We start from the raw sequence: 14,138 nt of genomic DNA on the forward strand, positions 1-14,138 counted from the left end.
CCGCGTCCGCTCCGCCGTGCCCTGAACAGGCCGACCACCTGTGCGTTCTGCAACAAGGTCAGGTCATACATTCCGGTCAGCATGTACCAGGAGTCGCCGGACCTGGGTGGCCGACCATTCACCGCCGCGAGCGGCCTTGATGCCCCTGAGGTTGAGAGCGTTGGCGATGCCCTCCAGCGTGGTGACGCCGCCGGCCTGGACCTGCCGGATAATCGGTAGCACGTTGCCGGCCCGCTGAGCGGCCCTGGATGCGGCCTGGGCTCGTCCAAGCTCTCCAGCCTCGCTCAGGTTCACCGGGTTGCCCAGCCTAGTCCCGCGGGCTTTGGCGGCCTGCAACGCGGCTTTGGTCCGCTCGCTGATTTTCCGGGCTTCCCACTCGCCGAACACCGCCCCCATCTGGAGGAAGGCTCGGTCGGCGTCCGGCTGATCGACGCAGATGAAGCGGACCCCGGCCTCCAACAGGTTCGCGACGAAAGCCACGTTGCGTGCGAGCCTGTCCAGCTTGGCGATCAACAGAACCGCCTTCTGTTTCTTGCACATGGTCAGTGCTTCGGCCAGCTTCGGGCGAGCACGTTTGCCCGTGCCCGACTCGATCTCGGTGAACTCGCCAATCAAAGACCAGTTGCCACCGTTCAGATACTGAGCAACTGCGTTGCGTTGTGCTTCCAGTCCTAGACCGCTGCTGCCCTGTTGTTGCGTGCTCACCCTGTAGTACGCAACGAATTTTCCGTTGGCCATGGCTGCCTCCATTGACTTGACAATTGTAAACCTCCGTTTGCCAATGTCAAATGGGCGTCCGCCCTACCCTTCGGCCTATGACCTCGGTCGCGAGCCCACCCCCACAGCCCCCTTGGGCCGGCCGGCCGAGGGGAGGGGTGTCTCCGCGGGGCAAAGACCGAATTCTGAAACAGGGGGGCTGTTCTTACTTTGGGTTGTGGGTTGTGTTGACACAATCCGGAAAACGGGGGCATGGTCGTGGACGCATTATCAACCCGAATAGCATGGGGGAGGGGCCATGAACAGTGGACAGCGGGTGGTGGTCCTGAGCGTCTGCGGAGTGGTGGCTCTTCTGCTTCACATCGCCTACTGGCAATGGGGGTGGGACTCGGATGTGCCATTCCCTCTCAGTCCCGTGGGGATCGGGATGATTCCGAAAGACTGGGTGGCGAGCCCCACCTTTGAGTTGAAGCCCTCGAATGACGTTGAACCGGTTTTCGGGGTTTGGGCTCGCACCGCGTTTGACCACGCCATCGTAGCCGGTGTGATCGGCCCGGTGCTGCTCATCGGGTTTGGGTTGTTCGTGTATCTGGGGCGGGATCGGGGGCAGTCATGAAGATCAGAAAGCTGCTGGGCCTGGGGATCGCCTTGATTTTGGTGAATGAGGCCAAGGCCGAAGACAGGCCATTCCTCGCGGGGTGGGGAACTGTAATCTTTGGCATGCCCCTAGAAGAGGCCGTACAGAAACTTGGCTCGTCCGCCAAGTTTACCACCGAAGGACACCATGAAATTGTCTATGACCTGACGATCAACGGCGTTCCGTTCCGGGCCTTTATTACATCGCGGCTGAGGAACAAGAGAGTCGATACCATCCGCCTTCGAGACATGTTAGTCGGTCCGGGCACTTCCGAAACCGAATGCGACACCGGATCGCGAGTGATCTTGTCGTCCCTGGAGAAGAAGTACGGGAACAAAGTAATCGCGAAAAGTGGCGAAGGGGGTGGGTGGAGAAGTCGAAGCTACTCTTACGTTTTTGAGAACGCATACATTTCCCACCAGCGAGGTTTCGCCCCCACGATGCCGGCATGCATCCTTGACGTTGTCTACCAGACGCTAGATGCACTCAACGAGGAAAACAAGGAGGGCAGCTTCTAGGTCCGCCACTCCGTTTTTCCCTGACAAGGACCGCCACGCTGTATCCGAGCTTGCAGCGAGGCAACAAATTTCGAACCCAGACTAAATACCGGAACCGCCATGGAGCCACCATGCAAGATTCCGGCAAGACCTGCTCCCGCTGCAAGACCCAGAGGGCTCTTCTTGAGTTCCCCCGGCTCAACCACACCCGCGACGGCCGCGGTTCCTGGTGCAAGTTTTGCGTCCGCGACCACAACCGCCTGTCTGGCAACAATGCCCGCCTTGGCCGGGTCCGCCGGCAGCGACGCAGAGACCAGAAGGACGCCGAATGACCGCCGCCTACCGCAGCACCCCCACCGACGCCGCCCGCAAGGTCCTGGACGGCAGCACCGACCCGGACGCCCACGTCACCCTGGACAAGATGTCCCGCTCGGCTCGCGGCCGGAAGGAGATGGTCCGGGCATTCGTCGAAGAATTCCGCCGCCGGAATTTTGACTCTGCCGATGCCGCCCCCGCATCCTGACCTCGAAGCCGGCGGACGCACCATGTCGGGGCGAGCGGTCCCGTCCTTCCCAAGCTGATCTCCCGGAGCCTCCGCCGGTCCCTCCCGAGGGGTTCCAATGGTAGGGCCAAGGTCAGCCTGGACCGCACCACCATCAACATCCTGGGTATCATCATGACCAACATCACCACCGAACACCGCGAGGCCCTCGGGCCGCTGGTCGAGTTCCTGGACGACACCTACGCCGATCCTGATTTCGACATGCCGATCACGCTGAACAAGACCGGCCTGCCGATGCCGCACTCCGCCGCCATCGCGTTCCTCCGGGAGATCGCGGCCGACCGGCCGTGGACGATGGGATTCCGCGTCGGGTCGGCCGGCGAGATCATCCTGGTGTTCACCCCGCAGAGTGGCCTCGTCGCTGACCTGGAGGCCGCCCTGGCCCAGGATTTCGACCTCCTGTCGGACGTGGTGGCGGGGACCGCCTGAGCGGCGGCCCCGTCAGTTTCAAAAGAGCCGTCCCTGGGTCTGCTGGGCCGGGGTGTGGTCGAGGACTTCTTCAATCGTGTACTCGGCCCGCAGTTTGCCGCCGGCCTGCTTTTGCGTGGTCCGGAGTTTGACCAGCATGACATCGCCGCGTCCGAACCGTTCCTCACCCCGCTCGACCCGGCCGAGGAAGTCCAAGTCCTCAATTTGGGCGGAGAAGTGGTTCCGTCCGTCCGTGAACCTCCACCGGGTTTTGCCTTGCAACACCGCGGTGCCGACGGACAAGTAGACCTCGGCGGTGTTTTCGATCAGGATATTCGAGGCATCAATGGGCACGAAGCTCTGGGCCTCCTCCCGATTGATGTTTGCGACCTCTTGGCTGTCCACCATGATCTTGACCTCATCGGCTGACCGCTCAAGAGGTCGCTTCACAAATTTCTGGGCAGCCCGACTGACTTCCTTGTTCTCAAGGACCAAGTTGACGGTCAACTGGCCAATGTTGATCACCTGACCCGTATTGTTCTCAACGTATACGCTGCCGTGATCGGCTTTCTTGATACTCGCGGGCGGCTGACCGCCGAGGTGCTTCAGCAGTTTGATGCACTCGGTCAAGACCTTGATGAGGTCCATGGGCGATACGGAGGGAGGCCAGACGGAGGCCAACATCCCGGCCCCCTCGACCAGGAACTTGAAGACGAACTCAAATTCGACGCTGCCGTGGTGGATGCCCCGCACGGCACTCTGCACCTGGGCTTCTTTCCCACCGTAGACCGCCTCCGCCAAGCGGCGGGTGAAGTCGGCGAAGCCCCGGATGGATTCCGCAGCCTCATGGGCGTCCATCTCGCCGAATTTGGCACTCAATCCGTCGTACTTCAGGACGATGACCTGTTCCATAGGCACCCCTTTCGTCACCATCCGACATTGCCACTTTCGGACGACGCGGGAAAGGCGGTTGTGCCGTCCACCACGATCACACTTTTGAGTTCCGGACCTGCTCGCCGCAGCTTGGGCTATCGGCCAGACCTTCGGATCTGGAATTTTGCTTTTCGCCTTCGCCCCCGGTCAGGATGCCCTTACCCCCCGGCATCTCACCATCGACGGATCAACATGACCGACAACACCATCGACAATCGCATCACCCTGAAGCTGCTCGAAGCCGTCCGCCAGAAGGCCGCCAGTGCGGCCGAATCCCACCGGCGGGAGGAGCAGGAGGCCGACGACCGCAAGAGCCGCCAGCGGGCGGCCCGCGAGGCCCAGGAGTGGAGTATTCAGGTCCAGTACGAGGAAGTGCTCCAGACCGCCGAGTACTTCTTCAACCGGATGGCTGACACCTACGGGCTCACCCACGGCGACATCATCATCCGGGACATCGAGGGCAGCATGGAGGTCAGCGTGATGGGCTATCCGGCCGTCCTGACCGTGCCGTACCGGCCCTGGGCCGAGACCGCCCCGCGGATCGACGAGTTCCTCTCCCGCCTGCGGCCGGCCAAGCTGGAGGAAACCATCAAGCAGGCGTTCAACGCCGGGTTGGCGAACATCCAGGCGATCCGGGCCTCCAAGATCAACGTCGCGGGTTAAATACCCCCAAGGGCGGGTGCCCGATTCCGCCTCCGCCCTCGACTCCTCACGGTAGACCTGCGTGTGCGAACTGAACCCACGGGTCTCCCGGCCCGTGGGTCTCTTTCTGGGTAAATACCCCACGAACCATCCACCGCCGCGTCCCCAGGGTTCCGCCGGCCGATCCTCGAAGTGTTCCTGCCCAAGCCGCGGTGGAGTGAGCGAAAGCTCGGTTTGGTCATGGGTTACAAGGTGCACAGGCTGGCACTTCCCTTCCAGATATAAGTACTGGCGGGCTGCTGTTCTTGACCGGCGGGCTGCTCCTCGTCGGGAGGATGCCTCCTCCTCTTGCACTCCTTTGTGCCCATGACGGCTGCTCAAGGCGTCCTCCCGATCCCCATTCGGTAAATACGGCGAGTATTACCGAAGGGAACTCATGAACTCCCCACTTGCCGACAAGAACTACCTCAACGTCCACGTGGTCGAATTCAAACGGCGGCGGTGGCAACGCGAGGCTTTGTCACAGTTCACCCGCTTCGTCTGCCTGAACGTCCACCGTGGTGCCGGCAAGACCATTCTGGTCACCAACTACTTGATGCGGCAGGCCATCGAAATCCACGGTTCCCAGTACGTCTACGTGGTCCCGACCTTCGCCATGGGCATGCGGTCGTTTTGGGAGAACATGGTGAAGTTCACCCACGGGATTCCGGGGTGGTCGTCGAACAAGCAGGACAAGTACTGGGCTTACGATCCCGGCAACGGAATCTCGTCGAAGATCTGGATGGTCAGTTGCGACGACGGCGGTGACAACATCCGCGGCGTGCACCCCCACGGGCTCGTGGTGGACGAGGCCCAGAAGCTGCCGGTCACTTTGTGGCAAGAAATTCTCCGGCCGACCCTGAACAACCAGAAAGGTTGGGCGATCATCCTCGGGACGCCGAACGGCAAGGATAACCTCCTGTACTGGGCGTACGACAACGGCAACAACCCGGCCATGAAGGAGTGGTCTCAATTCACTTACGATGTCCACTCCACGAAGGTGTTCTCCGAGGAGGAGGTCGAGGCGATCCGCCTGGAGCAGGACGACGACACCTTCAAGCAGGAGTTCCTCTGCTCGTTCGTGAAGTCATCGAACGAGGTCGTGTTCAACCAGTTCGACCCGGCCGTTCACGTCCGGCCGCCGACCGACCTCCCCGATGACGACCGGCTACCCGTTTTGGTCGGCATGGACTTCAACATCAACCCGATGTCCGCCGTCGTCGCGATCCAACGGGGTGACCAACTCCACATTATCGACGAGATCGTCCTGCCGAACTCCCACACCGGAGATATGGCCGAAGAAATCGCCAATAAATACCGAGGGCGTCGAATCCAGATCTACCCTGACCAGAGTGGTCGTTCCGGTAGGACTTCGGCGGTCGGTGAGACGGATTTCACGATCCTGCGTCGTACCGGGTTCTACGTGTACGAGAACCGGTCGGGAAACCCACCGGTTCTGGAGTCGATCAAGACCGTCAACATGATGCTGCGGCCGGTTCAAGGCGGCGAGCCGAAGATCCTGATCTCGGCGAAGTGCAAGAACTTGGTGCAGTGCATGGATCGACTGCGGTTCAAGCCGGGATCGTCCATCGTCGATAAGACGCAGGGGTACGACCACATGACCGACGCCCTTCGGTACTTGATCACATTCATGTCCCCGTACGTGGCGAAGCGGCGGGCAACAGTCGAGGGGTTCAGGCTATGAGTTCACCCGCTACTCCGTCCACCGATTACACCGCGATGGCTCTCCGGTGGCAGCTTATTTCGGCCCTCCGGGCCGGTACGGCTGGGATGCGGGCCAAACGCGAGGTTTACCTCCCGAAGCACCCCAAAGAGACCGAGGCCGACTACGAGATCCGGCTTCAGAACAGCTACCTCGTGCCGTACCTCGACGACACCATCAACACCCTGGTGGGCCGAGCCTTCAGTCAGCCCTGGACGGTGGACTCCCGGCTTCCCGACGCCTGGATCGAGGACATCGACCTCGCCGGCAACCACCTGGAGCAGTTCGCCCGCTCGGCTTTCGACGACAGTCTCGCCTACGGCTTGACCCACATCCTCGTGGACCTTCCGCCGCGGCGGGGTGACGTTCCGGTGACGCTGGCCGACGACCGCCAGCAGGGTCGCCGCCCGTACCTCACCCACATTCCGGCTCGGAATCTGATCGCCTGGAGATCCGAGGTGATCGGAGGGAAGGACACCCTGACCCACCTCCGATACAAGGAGGTCGTTGACGTACCCGACGGCCGCTGGGCAACCCGTAAGGTCGAGCGAATTCGTGTGCTGGAGCCTGGTACCTGGGAGGTCTGGGAGGGCGACACTCTGATCAACGCCGGTGAGACCGGACTGCCCTACATCCCCCTGGTGACCCACTACAGCCGCCGGGTGGGGTTCATGACCGCGGTGCCGCCGCTGGAGAACCTGGGCTACCTGAACCAACGCCACTGGGTCTCCGCCAGCGATCAGAACCATATCCTCCATATCTGCCGGGTGCCGATCATCCAAGGATCGGGCCTCACCGACACGGACGAGATCGTGATCTCGCCGAACTCGTTCGTCCGCCTGCCAGTCGGTGCCGAACTGAAATACGTCGTGATGGATTCGGGTGGAATCGAAGCAGGTTATCGTGACCTGGAACGGCTGGAGATGCAGTGCCGCATCCTTGGCATGCAGCCACTGGCCCTGTCGGCCGGCGACCGCACGGCGACGGAAGCCAGCATCAACAACGCCAATACCCACACCAGCCTGCGAGCGATGGTGATCGGGCTCAAGGATGCTCTGGAACTCGCCCTGGCTTACATGGCCGATCTGGCCGGCCAGCCGGTCGAGAACGGCGGCACCCTCCAAGTCAATCTGGATTTCGGCGTCAAGGGTGACCCGCTGGAGGTCCAGAACCTCATCCTCCTGTACGAGCGGGGCGTCATCACCGGTCCGACTCTGCTGGCCGAGGCCAAGCGTCGCGGGCTGCTGAACGACGACGTGGTGCCGTCCGACGAGTATGAGGCGGCCCGTCTGGGCGGAGGCGTCGGCCAACTTCTGGGCGAACCGCTGGACCTCGGTCAGGAGCGGGGCCAGTAAGCCATGGCCACCTTCAACGAACTCCTGGCCGACACCCTGAGGGTCCGGACGCTCCGGCTCCTTCGGGTGGACGCCGGACAGCGGAAAGAGATCATCGGTCGGCTCCGCAGCCTTCAGCAGAACCTTCTGGGTGAATTGGCCAAGGCCGACTTCGGCACCCGGCCGGACCTTCAGCAGGCCCGGATCGACGCCTTGTTGGTCAACGCCACGGAGTTGATCCGCGAGACCTATGCCGGCATCCGGACGTGGTCGAAGTCGCAGTTGCGGGAGTTGGCCGAGATCGAGGCAGCATTCGCAAAATCGACGCTGAATCGCACCGCCAGGACCGAGATTGCCAGCAGGGATGTGCCCGCGGCGACGCTCGACATCCTGGCGACCCAGGTGGCCATCGACGGGTCCCCCGCGGAGGCGTGGTGGGCCAAGCAGGCCGGCGATTTCCGAGCCCGGTTCGCTGACCTGATCGTGCAGGGCGTCCCCGCCGGCCGCAAGATCGACGACCTCGTCAAGGACACCCGTAAGCTCGGGGAGATGTCCAGGCGGAACGCCGAGGCCCTGGTCCGCACCGCGGTGCAGAAGGTCGCCAATGACGCCAGGATCGAGAGCTTCCGGGCCAACCGGGACATCATCAAGGGCATCATGCAGCTTTCGACGCTGGACGGCCGCACCACAGTGACCTGTGCCGCCTACAGCAACGCCACGTGGGACCTCGACTTCAACCCGATCCCGCCAACCAAGCTGCCGTGGAACGGCGGCCCACCTCGGCACTTCAACTGCCGCAGCACCACCACCCCGATCACGAAGTCATTCCGCGAACTCGGAATCGACGCAGACGAACTGGAGCCGGGTGTCCGGGCATCCATGGACGGCGACGTGCCGGCCGACCTGTCATTCGACGACTGGCTGAAGTCGAAGGACAAGTCCTTCCAGGACGACCTCCTGGGCGTCGGCAAAGCTGACCTGTGGCGGCGAGGAAAACTCTCGATGGCCGACCTCCTGGACGAGCAGGGGCGGGAGCTTACTCTCGCCGAACTTAAACAGCGGTACTCGTGAATAAATAAACCGCAGAGGGACCCCGCGGGTCCCCACTTTTGGGCCAGCGGACAAAAGGCAACATGACGATTGACTTCAACGATCCTGAGGTTAAAGCCCTCTTGGATCAGAAAATCCTCGAAGCCAACAAGGCCATCGAGGAGAAGCGGAACGAACTGCTCCACGAGAACAAGTCCCTCAAGGAGAAGTTCAAGGACATCGACCTGGATGAGTACGTACGCCTCCGTCAGGAAGCGGCGGAAGCCCAGGAACGGCTTCGGCAGGCTGAGGAAGAAAAGCTCAAGAAGTCCGGCGATTTCGAGGCCATCAAGAAGCGTCTTCAGGACGACTTCCAGGCCCAGGTGAAAGTCAAGGACGAGCGGATCGCCACCCTGTACCGGAACCTGGAACAGAAGCTGGTTGACGCGGAACTGACCGCGGCCATTTCGGCCGAGAAGGGCATCCCGCAGATCCTGCTCCCGCTTCTGAAAAACCGGGTGAAGGTCACCGAGGTCGAGGGCCAGTTCATCACCGAGGTGATCGGCGAGGACGGCCAGCGGATGTACGGCCAGGACGGGAAGCCGGCAGGACTTGGGGACCTCGTGAAGTCCTTCAAGGCCAACGAGATTTACGGCCGCTGTTTCGAGAGCCCGATGGCGGGCGGCTCCGGCAGCCGAACGGTAAGCACCGGTGCCCTCGACGGGATCAAGAATCCCTGGTCGAAGGAAAACTGGAATGTCACGGAGCAGTTCAGGCTGATGAAGTCCAATCCGGAGCAAGCATCAGCCCTGAAGGCACAAGTGAACGCCTAGTCGCCCAGCGGGCGACGACGTGGAGGGCCAGCGGACTCCGCGTGAATCCAAACCCCTGAATTCATGTGGAGAACCACCATGAGTCTGACTCAGATCGCGGACATCATCGTCCCCAGCGATTTCGCCCGGTACTCGATCCAGGCGACCACTGCTCTCAACCGTTTCGTCGCCAGCGGCATCATGGCCTCGGACCCCGCGTTCGACGCGATGGCGGCCTCGGCTGGCCTGACCCACAACCTGCCGTTCTGGAACGACATCGACGTTGACGCCGAGCCGACCAACGACGATCCGTCGGACGTGCTGGTGCCGGCGAAGCTGTCCACCGGCCAGGACATCGCCGCCATCCAGATGCGTGCCCTGGCCCTGTCCGACGCCGACGTTGTAACCGACGTGGCCGGCTCGGACCCGATGCAGGTCGCGATCAGCGGCGACGCCAAGCGTTGGGCGACCAACTTCCAGCGGATCGCCCTGAAGACCCTGGACGGTGTGTTCGGCTCGGCCTTGGCCGGTACCCACGTCGCCAATCTGGCTGTCGAGGATGGCCTGGGCGGGTCCGCCGTCAAGATTTCCGCCAACGCGGTGCTCGACGCGGCCGGCCTCCTGGGCGACCGTGCCGACGGCCTGACCGCCATCAGCCTGCACTCGGACGTGTACCGGACGCTCCAGAAGCAGAACCTGATCGACTACATCCCGGATGCTCGGGGTGAGGTCAACATCCCGACCTACCTCGGCATGCGGGTGGTCGTGGATGACGGTCTGCCGAAGGTCGCTGGCAGCACCAGCGGCTTCAAGTACACCAGCTACCTGTTCGGTGCGGGTGCACTGGCCCTGGGTCAGGCTGCTCCGGCCAAGAGCCCGGCGGTCGAGTTCGTCCGTGAAGCCCTTCAGGGCAACGGCGGCGGCGTCACCACGATGGTTTCCCGCCGGAAGTTCATCATCCACGTCCGCGGTGTGAAGTGGACCGGCTCGCCGGCCGGTCTGACCCCGACCTCGGCGGAACTGGCCACGGCCGGGAACTGGGCTCGCGTCTACGATCCCAAGTACATCCGCGTCGTGAAGCTGGTCACCAACGGCTAACCAGCCAAAGGGAGGCCCTCCGGGGCCTCCCTGTTTCTCTGGGATACCCAATGATCAACTACGAATCCTTCCAGAAATCCCTGAACGCCGAGCAGGCCGCACGAGCGAAGCAGGCGTACCGGGCCATGGAAAACGAGATCGCGGACCTCCGGGCCGAGGTCGCCGACCTCCGCCGGATCGTCACCGCCCTGACCGAGACCTCCAGCCGCAAGGTGAAGTAAATGGCTCTGATCGTCGAGGACGGCACCGGCGTCGCGGCTGCCAACAGCTACATCTCGCAGGCCGACCTTGACGCGTTCTGGAGCCAGCGGGGCAATCCGTCGTTCGGCACCATGGCCGCCGATTCCGTCGAACTCCTGGTCATCCAGGCAATGGACCTCTTCCACGCCCTGTATGGGTCGTGGTTGCGTGGTCGCCGGGTGAAGGTTGATCAGGCCCTGGAGTTCCCGCGGGCCGACCTCTACGACAACGAGGGTCTGCTGCGGCCGAAGACCATGGTGCCGCCCGAGGTCAAGAAAGCCCTGTGCCTCCTGGTCCAGAAGGCCATCGACGGCGAGACCATCCCCGATTCCGACGCGTCCGCCACCGCCGTGAAGAAGCAGCGGCAGAAGGTCGGCGACCTCGAAATCGAGACCGAATACACCGGCAGCGGGGTGAAGGCGGTCGGTAAGACCTTCAACGAAATCGAGATGATCCTCGCCCCGGTCCTGGGTTCCAAGGCCATGGGCCGTGTGGTTCGGGGGTAACCGATGGGCCTGAAGGAAGACCTCCGCAGCATCCCCGGCCGCATCTTCGACGCCCTCGGGAACGTCGCCGAGAAGGTGACCTACGAGCGGGAGACCAAGGGGCCGGTGGACCCGGTGACCGGGCAGACTGTCACGGTGACCTCGAAGCAGGTCCGGGCCGTGTTCCTGACCTTCTCCGAGCAGCGGGTCGCCGTCGGCGACATCAAGGCCGGCGACATCCGCATGGTCGTGCCGGCCGGTGAACTGGGGTTCCAACCGCAGGCCCAGGACAACGTGGTCCGTGGCGGAGGCCGATACACGGTGATCGCCTACGAGACCGACCCGGTGCAGGCCCACTACAGCATCCAGGTGAGGAAGTCGTGACCGTCGAGTGGAAGGGCCTGGAGGATTTTGCCGCGAACATCGAGAAGGGCGGAATCGCGGTCAAGAAGAAGCTCGGCTTCGACATCCTGGCCGAGGCCACGAAGATGACCCCGGTGGACACCGGCCGGCTGCGGGCCGGCTGGAAGTTCGACCACGACGACCGTCTGGACGGCCGCTGGGAGATCAGCAACCCGGTCGAATACGCGGTCCACGTCGAGTTTGGGACGCCCAAGATGGCCGCCCGCCTGATGCTGACGCGGGCCGTGCAGCGGGTGATGGCCCGCTTCGACCAGATCGTCCGTTCCGTCATGAGGTGAGCCATGGGTTTGAAGTCGCAAGTCACGTCAATCCTGAACCGGTTCACCGCGAATTTTTCCGGCGTTCCGGTCAAGTACTCGAATTTCGAGACGGTCACCAACGGTGCCGCCACCCTTGCCGACCCCTCGTCTCTGCCGGAGTGGGTCGAGTTCCGCGTGGTCCCGAACATCACCCGGCAGATGGACCTCAACGCGGTCTATTGGAAGAAAACCGACGGGATCATCTCGGCCAACGTCTGGGTCCGGGCCGACACGGGCGTGATGCGGGCCTGGGAGATTGCCGATCTCGTGACCGCCATCTACGCCCGGAAGCGTTTCGACGGAATCCTGGTCAGTCACGAGGAGGTCAACGACCTCGGCGAAATCGACGGGTTCTACGGAATCGGTATTGTCTTTCCGTACTCGGCGTACGAGACAGCAACGGCATAGTACACAGAAGGTGTGAGTTTTGTAGTCGGCGAATTGCTCCCAGAACAGCCGAATAAATACGTGGCGTTCAATTAGGGAGCACGCCACATGGTTACTATCGCTGACGCCGCATCCGGCCAGCTTCGCTACGCCGAGGAAGTCACCCGCGGCGTCACGCCGGCAGTGGCCTTCAAGAATCTCCGCCTGACGCAGGAAAGCCTGGACGAGGGTTATGAAACCGTCGTCAGCCAGGAAATTTCCGCCGACGGCAACATCATCGACACCATCCCGGTCCGGGCGGGGTCGCAGGGTTCCGTCGAGGGTGAACTCTCGATTGGCACCTACGACGACTTCATGGAATCGGCCCTCCAGGGTGACTGGTCCGCGGCGATCAACCGCACGGGCACCGACCTGTCGATCACCGCGTCGTCCAAGACCCTGACCGCCGGTTCGACCAGCTTCTCGGGCATCGCCGCGGGCGATTGGGTGAAGCTCTCCGGGTTCGCCACCGCCGCCAACAACGGCATCTTCCACGTCGCCTCGGCCACCGCCAACACCCTGGGGTTCGACCGGGCTCTGGAAGGCACTCTGGCCCTGGTGGACGAGGCCGCCGGTGCGTCCGTGAGCATCCGGATGCAGAAGCTGACCAACGCCCGCACCCGCCACTTCTACTCCATCGAAAAAGAATTCAGCGACATCGGCCAGTTCCGCGTCTTTCGCGGGATGGAGGTCGATACGATGGCCCTGACCTTCAACGTCGGTGAGGTCCTGACCACGCAGTTCGGCTTCATCGGTATGTCGTCCGACGCTGGGACGACGACTTTCGGCACGGGTGCCCACATCGGGTCCTCGACCGCCCCGGTCCTGTCGCCGGTGGCCAACACCGGTCCGTTCGCCATCGACGGTGCTCCGTACCAGAACGGCATCCTGTCGATGACCCTGAACGTTTCCAACGGCTTGCGTGCCCAGGAGTCCATCGGCAGCTTGTACCCGGTCGGCGTCGGCCGCGACCGCGTCAACGTCAGCGGCCAGATGGAGTTCTACTTCGCCGACAACACCATCTACTCGAAGTTCAAGACCCGCACCCCGATGTCCGTGACTTTCTACGTCACCGAGGGCGTCGCCGCCGACGGCACCGCCGATCCGTCGCTGGGCAGCACCTACGTTTTCGAGTTGCCCAAGGTCAAGGTCACCTCGAACCCGACCAACCTGGAAGGGCTCGGCAACGACGTGATCAGCCAGTGCGATGTCCAGGCTCTGAAGTCGGACTTCGGGTACACGATGGCTGTGTTCAAGTTCTGATCGGTCGCCGACTAAATAGACCGACAGAATTTCTTCCACAGTCACCGTAGAGTATGCAATGGCTTTCAAGTTCGTTCGGTCACCAAAGGGTCAGGCGAAATGGTTTGAGTACGCGGAGGGCTTCGAGTTGCTCGTGGCCCCCGCGAACAACAACCACTGGATGCTCGAACTGTTCAACCAGATCAAGTTCGAGCAGTTGGCCCAGGTGTCGGGTGAGCAGGACCTGCTGGCCGGCGTATTCCGGGATAAGACCACCGCCGAAGCCCACGCGGTGGTCGCCCACCTGATGGCCAAGGCCATCCTGGTGGACTGGAAGGGCCTGGAGGACGAGGACGGGAACGAGATCCTGTACTCCGTGGAGAACGCCACCGAACTCCTCCGCCTGGAGGGTGACGTGCGGAACTTCGTCGAGCGGAAGTCCCAGGAACTCTTCGCGGCCGGCAAGGCCGCCGCCGAGGACATCAAAAAAAAGTAAAGGGTATCGTCCTCTGGCAGGGGTCCGCCGCGGGTAAGCACGAGAAGGCCCTGCGGCACCAACTCAAACAAAAGAAGTCCAAATACGAGGCTCCGC

General features: G+C 62.6%; 19 protein-coding genes. 17 read left to right on the forward strand and 2 right to left on the reverse strand.

What is annotated here, in order from left to right; all coding sequences use genetic code 11:
• Positions 1 to 63: 63 nt before the first annotated feature.
• Positions 64 to 738 (reverse strand): recombinase family protein, encoded by a 675-nt coding sequence (locus Sp245p_RS28445; RefSeq protein WP_014242319.1) that lies wholly within the window; start codon positions 736 to 738, stop codon positions 64 to 66.
• A 277-nt stretch (positions 739 to 1,015) separates the two neighbouring features.
• Here Sp245p_RS28445 and Sp245p_RS28450 point away from each other — a divergent pair, with 277 nt between their 5' ends.
• The 4 genes from Sp245p_RS28450 to Sp245p_RS28465 all read left to right on the forward strand — a co-directional run bounded on the left by Sp245p_RS28450 (position 1,016) and on the right by Sp245p_RS28465 (position 2,842).
• Complete coding sequence (locus tag Sp245p_RS28450) at positions 1,016 to 1,333, forward strand: hypothetical protein (protein WP_014242320.1); 318 nt, start codon at positions 1,016 to 1,018, stop codon at positions 1,331 to 1,333.
• Positions 1,330 to 1,872, forward strand: a complete 543-nt coding sequence (locus tag Sp245p_RS28455; protein WP_041813201.1) for a hypothetical protein — start codon at positions 1,330 to 1,332, stop codon at positions 1,870 to 1,872. The genes Sp245p_RS28450 and Sp245p_RS28455 overlap by 4 nt, the downstream gene beginning before the upstream one ends.
• A 307-nt stretch (positions 1,873 to 2,179) precedes the next feature.
• On the forward strand, positions 2,180 to 2,374 hold the full coding sequence (locus tag Sp245p_RS28460) for a hypothetical protein (RefSeq protein ID WP_014242323.1): 195 nt from the start codon (positions 2,180 to 2,182) through the stop codon (positions 2,372 to 2,374).
• A 153-nt stretch (positions 2,375 to 2,527) separates the two neighbouring features.
• Positions 2,528 to 2,842: a hypothetical protein gene (locus Sp245p_RS28465; protein ID WP_014242324.1), complete on the forward strand. Its 315-nt coding sequence runs from the start codon at positions 2,528 to 2,530 to the stop codon at positions 2,840 to 2,842.
• A gap of 18 nt (positions 2,843 to 2,860) precedes the next feature.
• On the opposite strand, the gene Sp245p_RS28470 is transcribed toward Sp245p_RS28465, so the two are convergent.
• The gene (locus Sp245p_RS28470) at positions 2,861 to 3,733 is read right to left on the reverse strand and encodes an LAPAL motif-containing putative phage structural protein (protein WP_014242325.1); all 873 of its coding nucleotides are present in this window, start codon (positions 3,731 to 3,733) and stop codon (positions 2,861 to 2,863) included.
• A gap of 213 nt (positions 3,734 to 3,946) precedes the next feature.
• On the opposite strand from Sp245p_RS28470, the gene Sp245p_RS28475 reads away from it, so the two are divergent.
• The 13 genes from Sp245p_RS28475 to Sp245p_RS28530 all read left to right on the forward strand — a co-directional run bounded on the left by Sp245p_RS28475 (position 3,947) and on the right by Sp245p_RS28530 (position 14,042).
• On the forward strand, positions 3,947 to 4,417 hold the full coding sequence (locus tag Sp245p_RS28475; protein WP_014242326.1) for a hypothetical protein: 471 nt from the start codon (positions 3,947 to 3,949) through the stop codon (positions 4,415 to 4,417).
• A gap of 415 nt (positions 4,418 to 4,832) precedes the next feature.
• The gene (locus tag Sp245p_RS28480) at positions 4,833 to 6,140 is read left to right on the forward strand and encodes a terminase large subunit (protein WP_014242328.1); all 1,308 of its coding nucleotides are present in this window, start codon (positions 4,833 to 4,835) and stop codon (positions 6,138 to 6,140) included.
• A gap of 86 nt (positions 6,141 to 6,226) precedes the next feature.
• Positions 6,227 to 7,513, forward strand: a complete 1,287-nt coding sequence (locus Sp245p_RS28485; protein ID WP_041813203.1) for a DUF4055 domain-containing protein — start codon at positions 6,227 to 6,229, stop codon at positions 7,511 to 7,513.
• Between the two features lie 3 nt (positions 7,514 to 7,516).
• On the forward strand, positions 7,517 to 8,563 hold the full coding sequence (locus Sp245p_RS28490; RefSeq protein WP_014242330.1) for a phage minor head protein: 1,047 nt from the start codon (positions 7,517 to 7,519) through the stop codon (positions 8,561 to 8,563).
• Positions 8,564 to 8,625: 62 nt separating this feature from the next.
• Positions 8,626 to 9,354, forward strand: coding sequence for a hypothetical protein (locus tag Sp245p_RS28495; protein WP_014242331.1), 729 nt, complete (start codon positions 8,626 to 8,628; stop codon positions 9,352 to 9,354).
• Positions 9,355 to 9,432: 78 nt separating this feature from the next.
• The gene (locus Sp245p_RS28500; RefSeq protein ID WP_014242332.1) at positions 9,433 to 10,431 is read left to right on the forward strand and encodes a major capsid protein; all 999 of its coding nucleotides are present in this window, start codon (positions 9,433 to 9,435) and stop codon (positions 10,429 to 10,431) included.
• Positions 10,432 to 10,481: 50 nt separating this feature from the next.
• A complete protein-coding gene (locus tag Sp245p_RS35215; RefSeq protein ID WP_014242333.1) occupies positions 10,482 to 10,652 on the forward strand; it encodes a hypothetical protein in 171 nt (56 codons plus the stop codon).
• A complete protein-coding gene (locus Sp245p_RS28505; protein WP_014242334.1) occupies positions 10,653 to 11,177 on the forward strand; it encodes a DnaT-like ssDNA-binding protein in 525 nt (174 codons plus the stop codon). It abuts the gene before it with no gap.
• Between the two features lie 3 nt (positions 11,178 to 11,180).
• Positions 11,181 to 11,540 (forward strand): hypothetical protein, encoded by a 360-nt coding sequence (locus Sp245p_RS28510; RefSeq protein WP_014242335.1) that lies wholly within the window; start codon positions 11,181 to 11,183, stop codon positions 11,538 to 11,540.
• Positions 11,537 to 11,857 (forward strand): HK97 gp10 family phage protein, encoded by a 321-nt coding sequence (locus Sp245p_RS28515; protein ID WP_014242336.1) that lies wholly within the window; start codon positions 11,537 to 11,539, stop codon positions 11,855 to 11,857. The genes Sp245p_RS28510 and Sp245p_RS28515 overlap by 4 nt, the downstream gene beginning before the upstream one ends.
• 3 nt (positions 11,858 to 11,860) lie before the next feature.
• The gene (locus Sp245p_RS28520; protein ID WP_014242337.1) at positions 11,861 to 12,286 is read left to right on the forward strand and encodes a hypothetical protein; all 426 of its coding nucleotides are present in this window, start codon (positions 11,861 to 11,863) and stop codon (positions 12,284 to 12,286) included.
• Positions 12,287 to 12,373: 87 nt separating this feature from the next.
• On the forward strand, positions 12,374 to 13,567 hold the full coding sequence (locus tag Sp245p_RS28525) for a phage tail tube protein (protein ID WP_014242338.1): 1,194 nt from the start codon (positions 12,374 to 12,376) through the stop codon (positions 13,565 to 13,567).
• A 58-nt stretch (positions 13,568 to 13,625) separates the two neighbouring features.
• Positions 13,626 to 14,042, forward strand: a complete 417-nt coding sequence (locus Sp245p_RS28530) for a hypothetical protein (protein ID WP_014242339.1) — start codon at positions 13,626 to 13,628, stop codon at positions 14,040 to 14,042.
• Positions 14,043 to 14,138 lie beyond the last annotated feature (96 nt).

The organism is Azospirillum baldaniorum (assembly GCF_003119195.2).
Classification (GTDB): Bacteria; Pseudomonadota; Alphaproteobacteria; order Azospirillales; family Azospirillaceae; genus Azospirillum; species Azospirillum baldaniorum.

Coding starts and splice junctions, on each gene's coding strand:
- Sp245p_RS28445 (WP_014242319.1), bottom strand. CDS start 738: ATGGCCAACGGAAAATTCGTTGCGTACTACAGGGTGAGCACGCAACAA.
- Sp245p_RS28450 (WP_014242320.1), top strand. CDS start 1,016: ATGAACAGTGGACAGCGGGTGGTGGTCCTGAGCGTCTGCGGAGTGGTG.
- Sp245p_RS28455 (WP_041813201.1), top strand. CDS start 1,330: ATGAAGATCAGAAAGCTGCTGGGCCTGGGGATCGCCTTGATTTTGGTG.
- Sp245p_RS28460 (WP_014242323.1), top strand. CDS start 2,180: ATGACCGCCGCCTACCGCAGCACCCCCACCGACGCCGCCCGCAAGGTC.
- Sp245p_RS28465 (WP_014242324.1), top strand. CDS start 2,528: ATGACCAACATCACCACCGAACACCGCGAGGCCCTCGGGCCGCTGGTC.
- Sp245p_RS28470 (WP_014242325.1), bottom strand. CDS start 3,733: ATGGAACAGGTCATCGTCCTGAAGTACGACGGATTGAGTGCCAAATTC.
- Sp245p_RS28475 (WP_014242326.1), top strand. CDS start 3,947: ATGACCGACAACACCATCGACAATCGCATCACCCTGAAGCTGCTCGAA.
- Sp245p_RS28480 (WP_014242328.1), top strand. CDS start 4,833: ATGAACTCCCCACTTGCCGACAAGAACTACCTCAACGTCCACGTGGTC.
- Sp245p_RS28485 (WP_041813203.1), top strand. CDS start 6,227: ATGCGGGCCAAACGCGAGGTTTACCTCCCGAAGCACCCCAAAGAGACC.
- Sp245p_RS28490 (WP_014242330.1), top strand. CDS start 7,517: ATGGCCACCTTCAACGAACTCCTGGCCGACACCCTGAGGGTCCGGACG.
- Sp245p_RS28495 (WP_014242331.1), top strand. CDS start 8,626: ATGACGATTGACTTCAACGATCCTGAGGTTAAAGCCCTCTTGGATCAG.
- Sp245p_RS28500 (WP_014242332.1), top strand. CDS start 9,433: ATGAGTCTGACTCAGATCGCGGACATCATCGTCCCCAGCGATTTCGCC.
- Sp245p_RS35215 (WP_014242333.1), top strand. CDS start 10,482: ATGATCAACTACGAATCCTTCCAGAAATCCCTGAACGCCGAGCAGGCC.
- Sp245p_RS28505 (WP_014242334.1), top strand. CDS start 10,653: ATGGCTCTGATCGTCGAGGACGGCACCGGCGTCGCGGCTGCCAACAGC.
- Sp245p_RS28510 (WP_014242335.1), top strand. CDS start 11,181: ATGGGCCTGAAGGAAGACCTCCGCAGCATCCCCGGCCGCATCTTCGAC.
- Sp245p_RS28520 (WP_014242337.1), top strand. CDS start 11,861: ATGGGTTTGAAGTCGCAAGTCACGTCAATCCTGAACCGGTTCACCGCG.
- Sp245p_RS28525 (WP_014242338.1), top strand. CDS start 12,374: ATGGTTACTATCGCTGACGCCGCATCCGGCCAGCTTCGCTACGCCGAG.
- Sp245p_RS28530 (WP_014242339.1), top strand. CDS start 13,626: ATGGCTTTCAAGTTCGTTCGGTCACCAAAGGGTCAGGCGAAATGGTTT.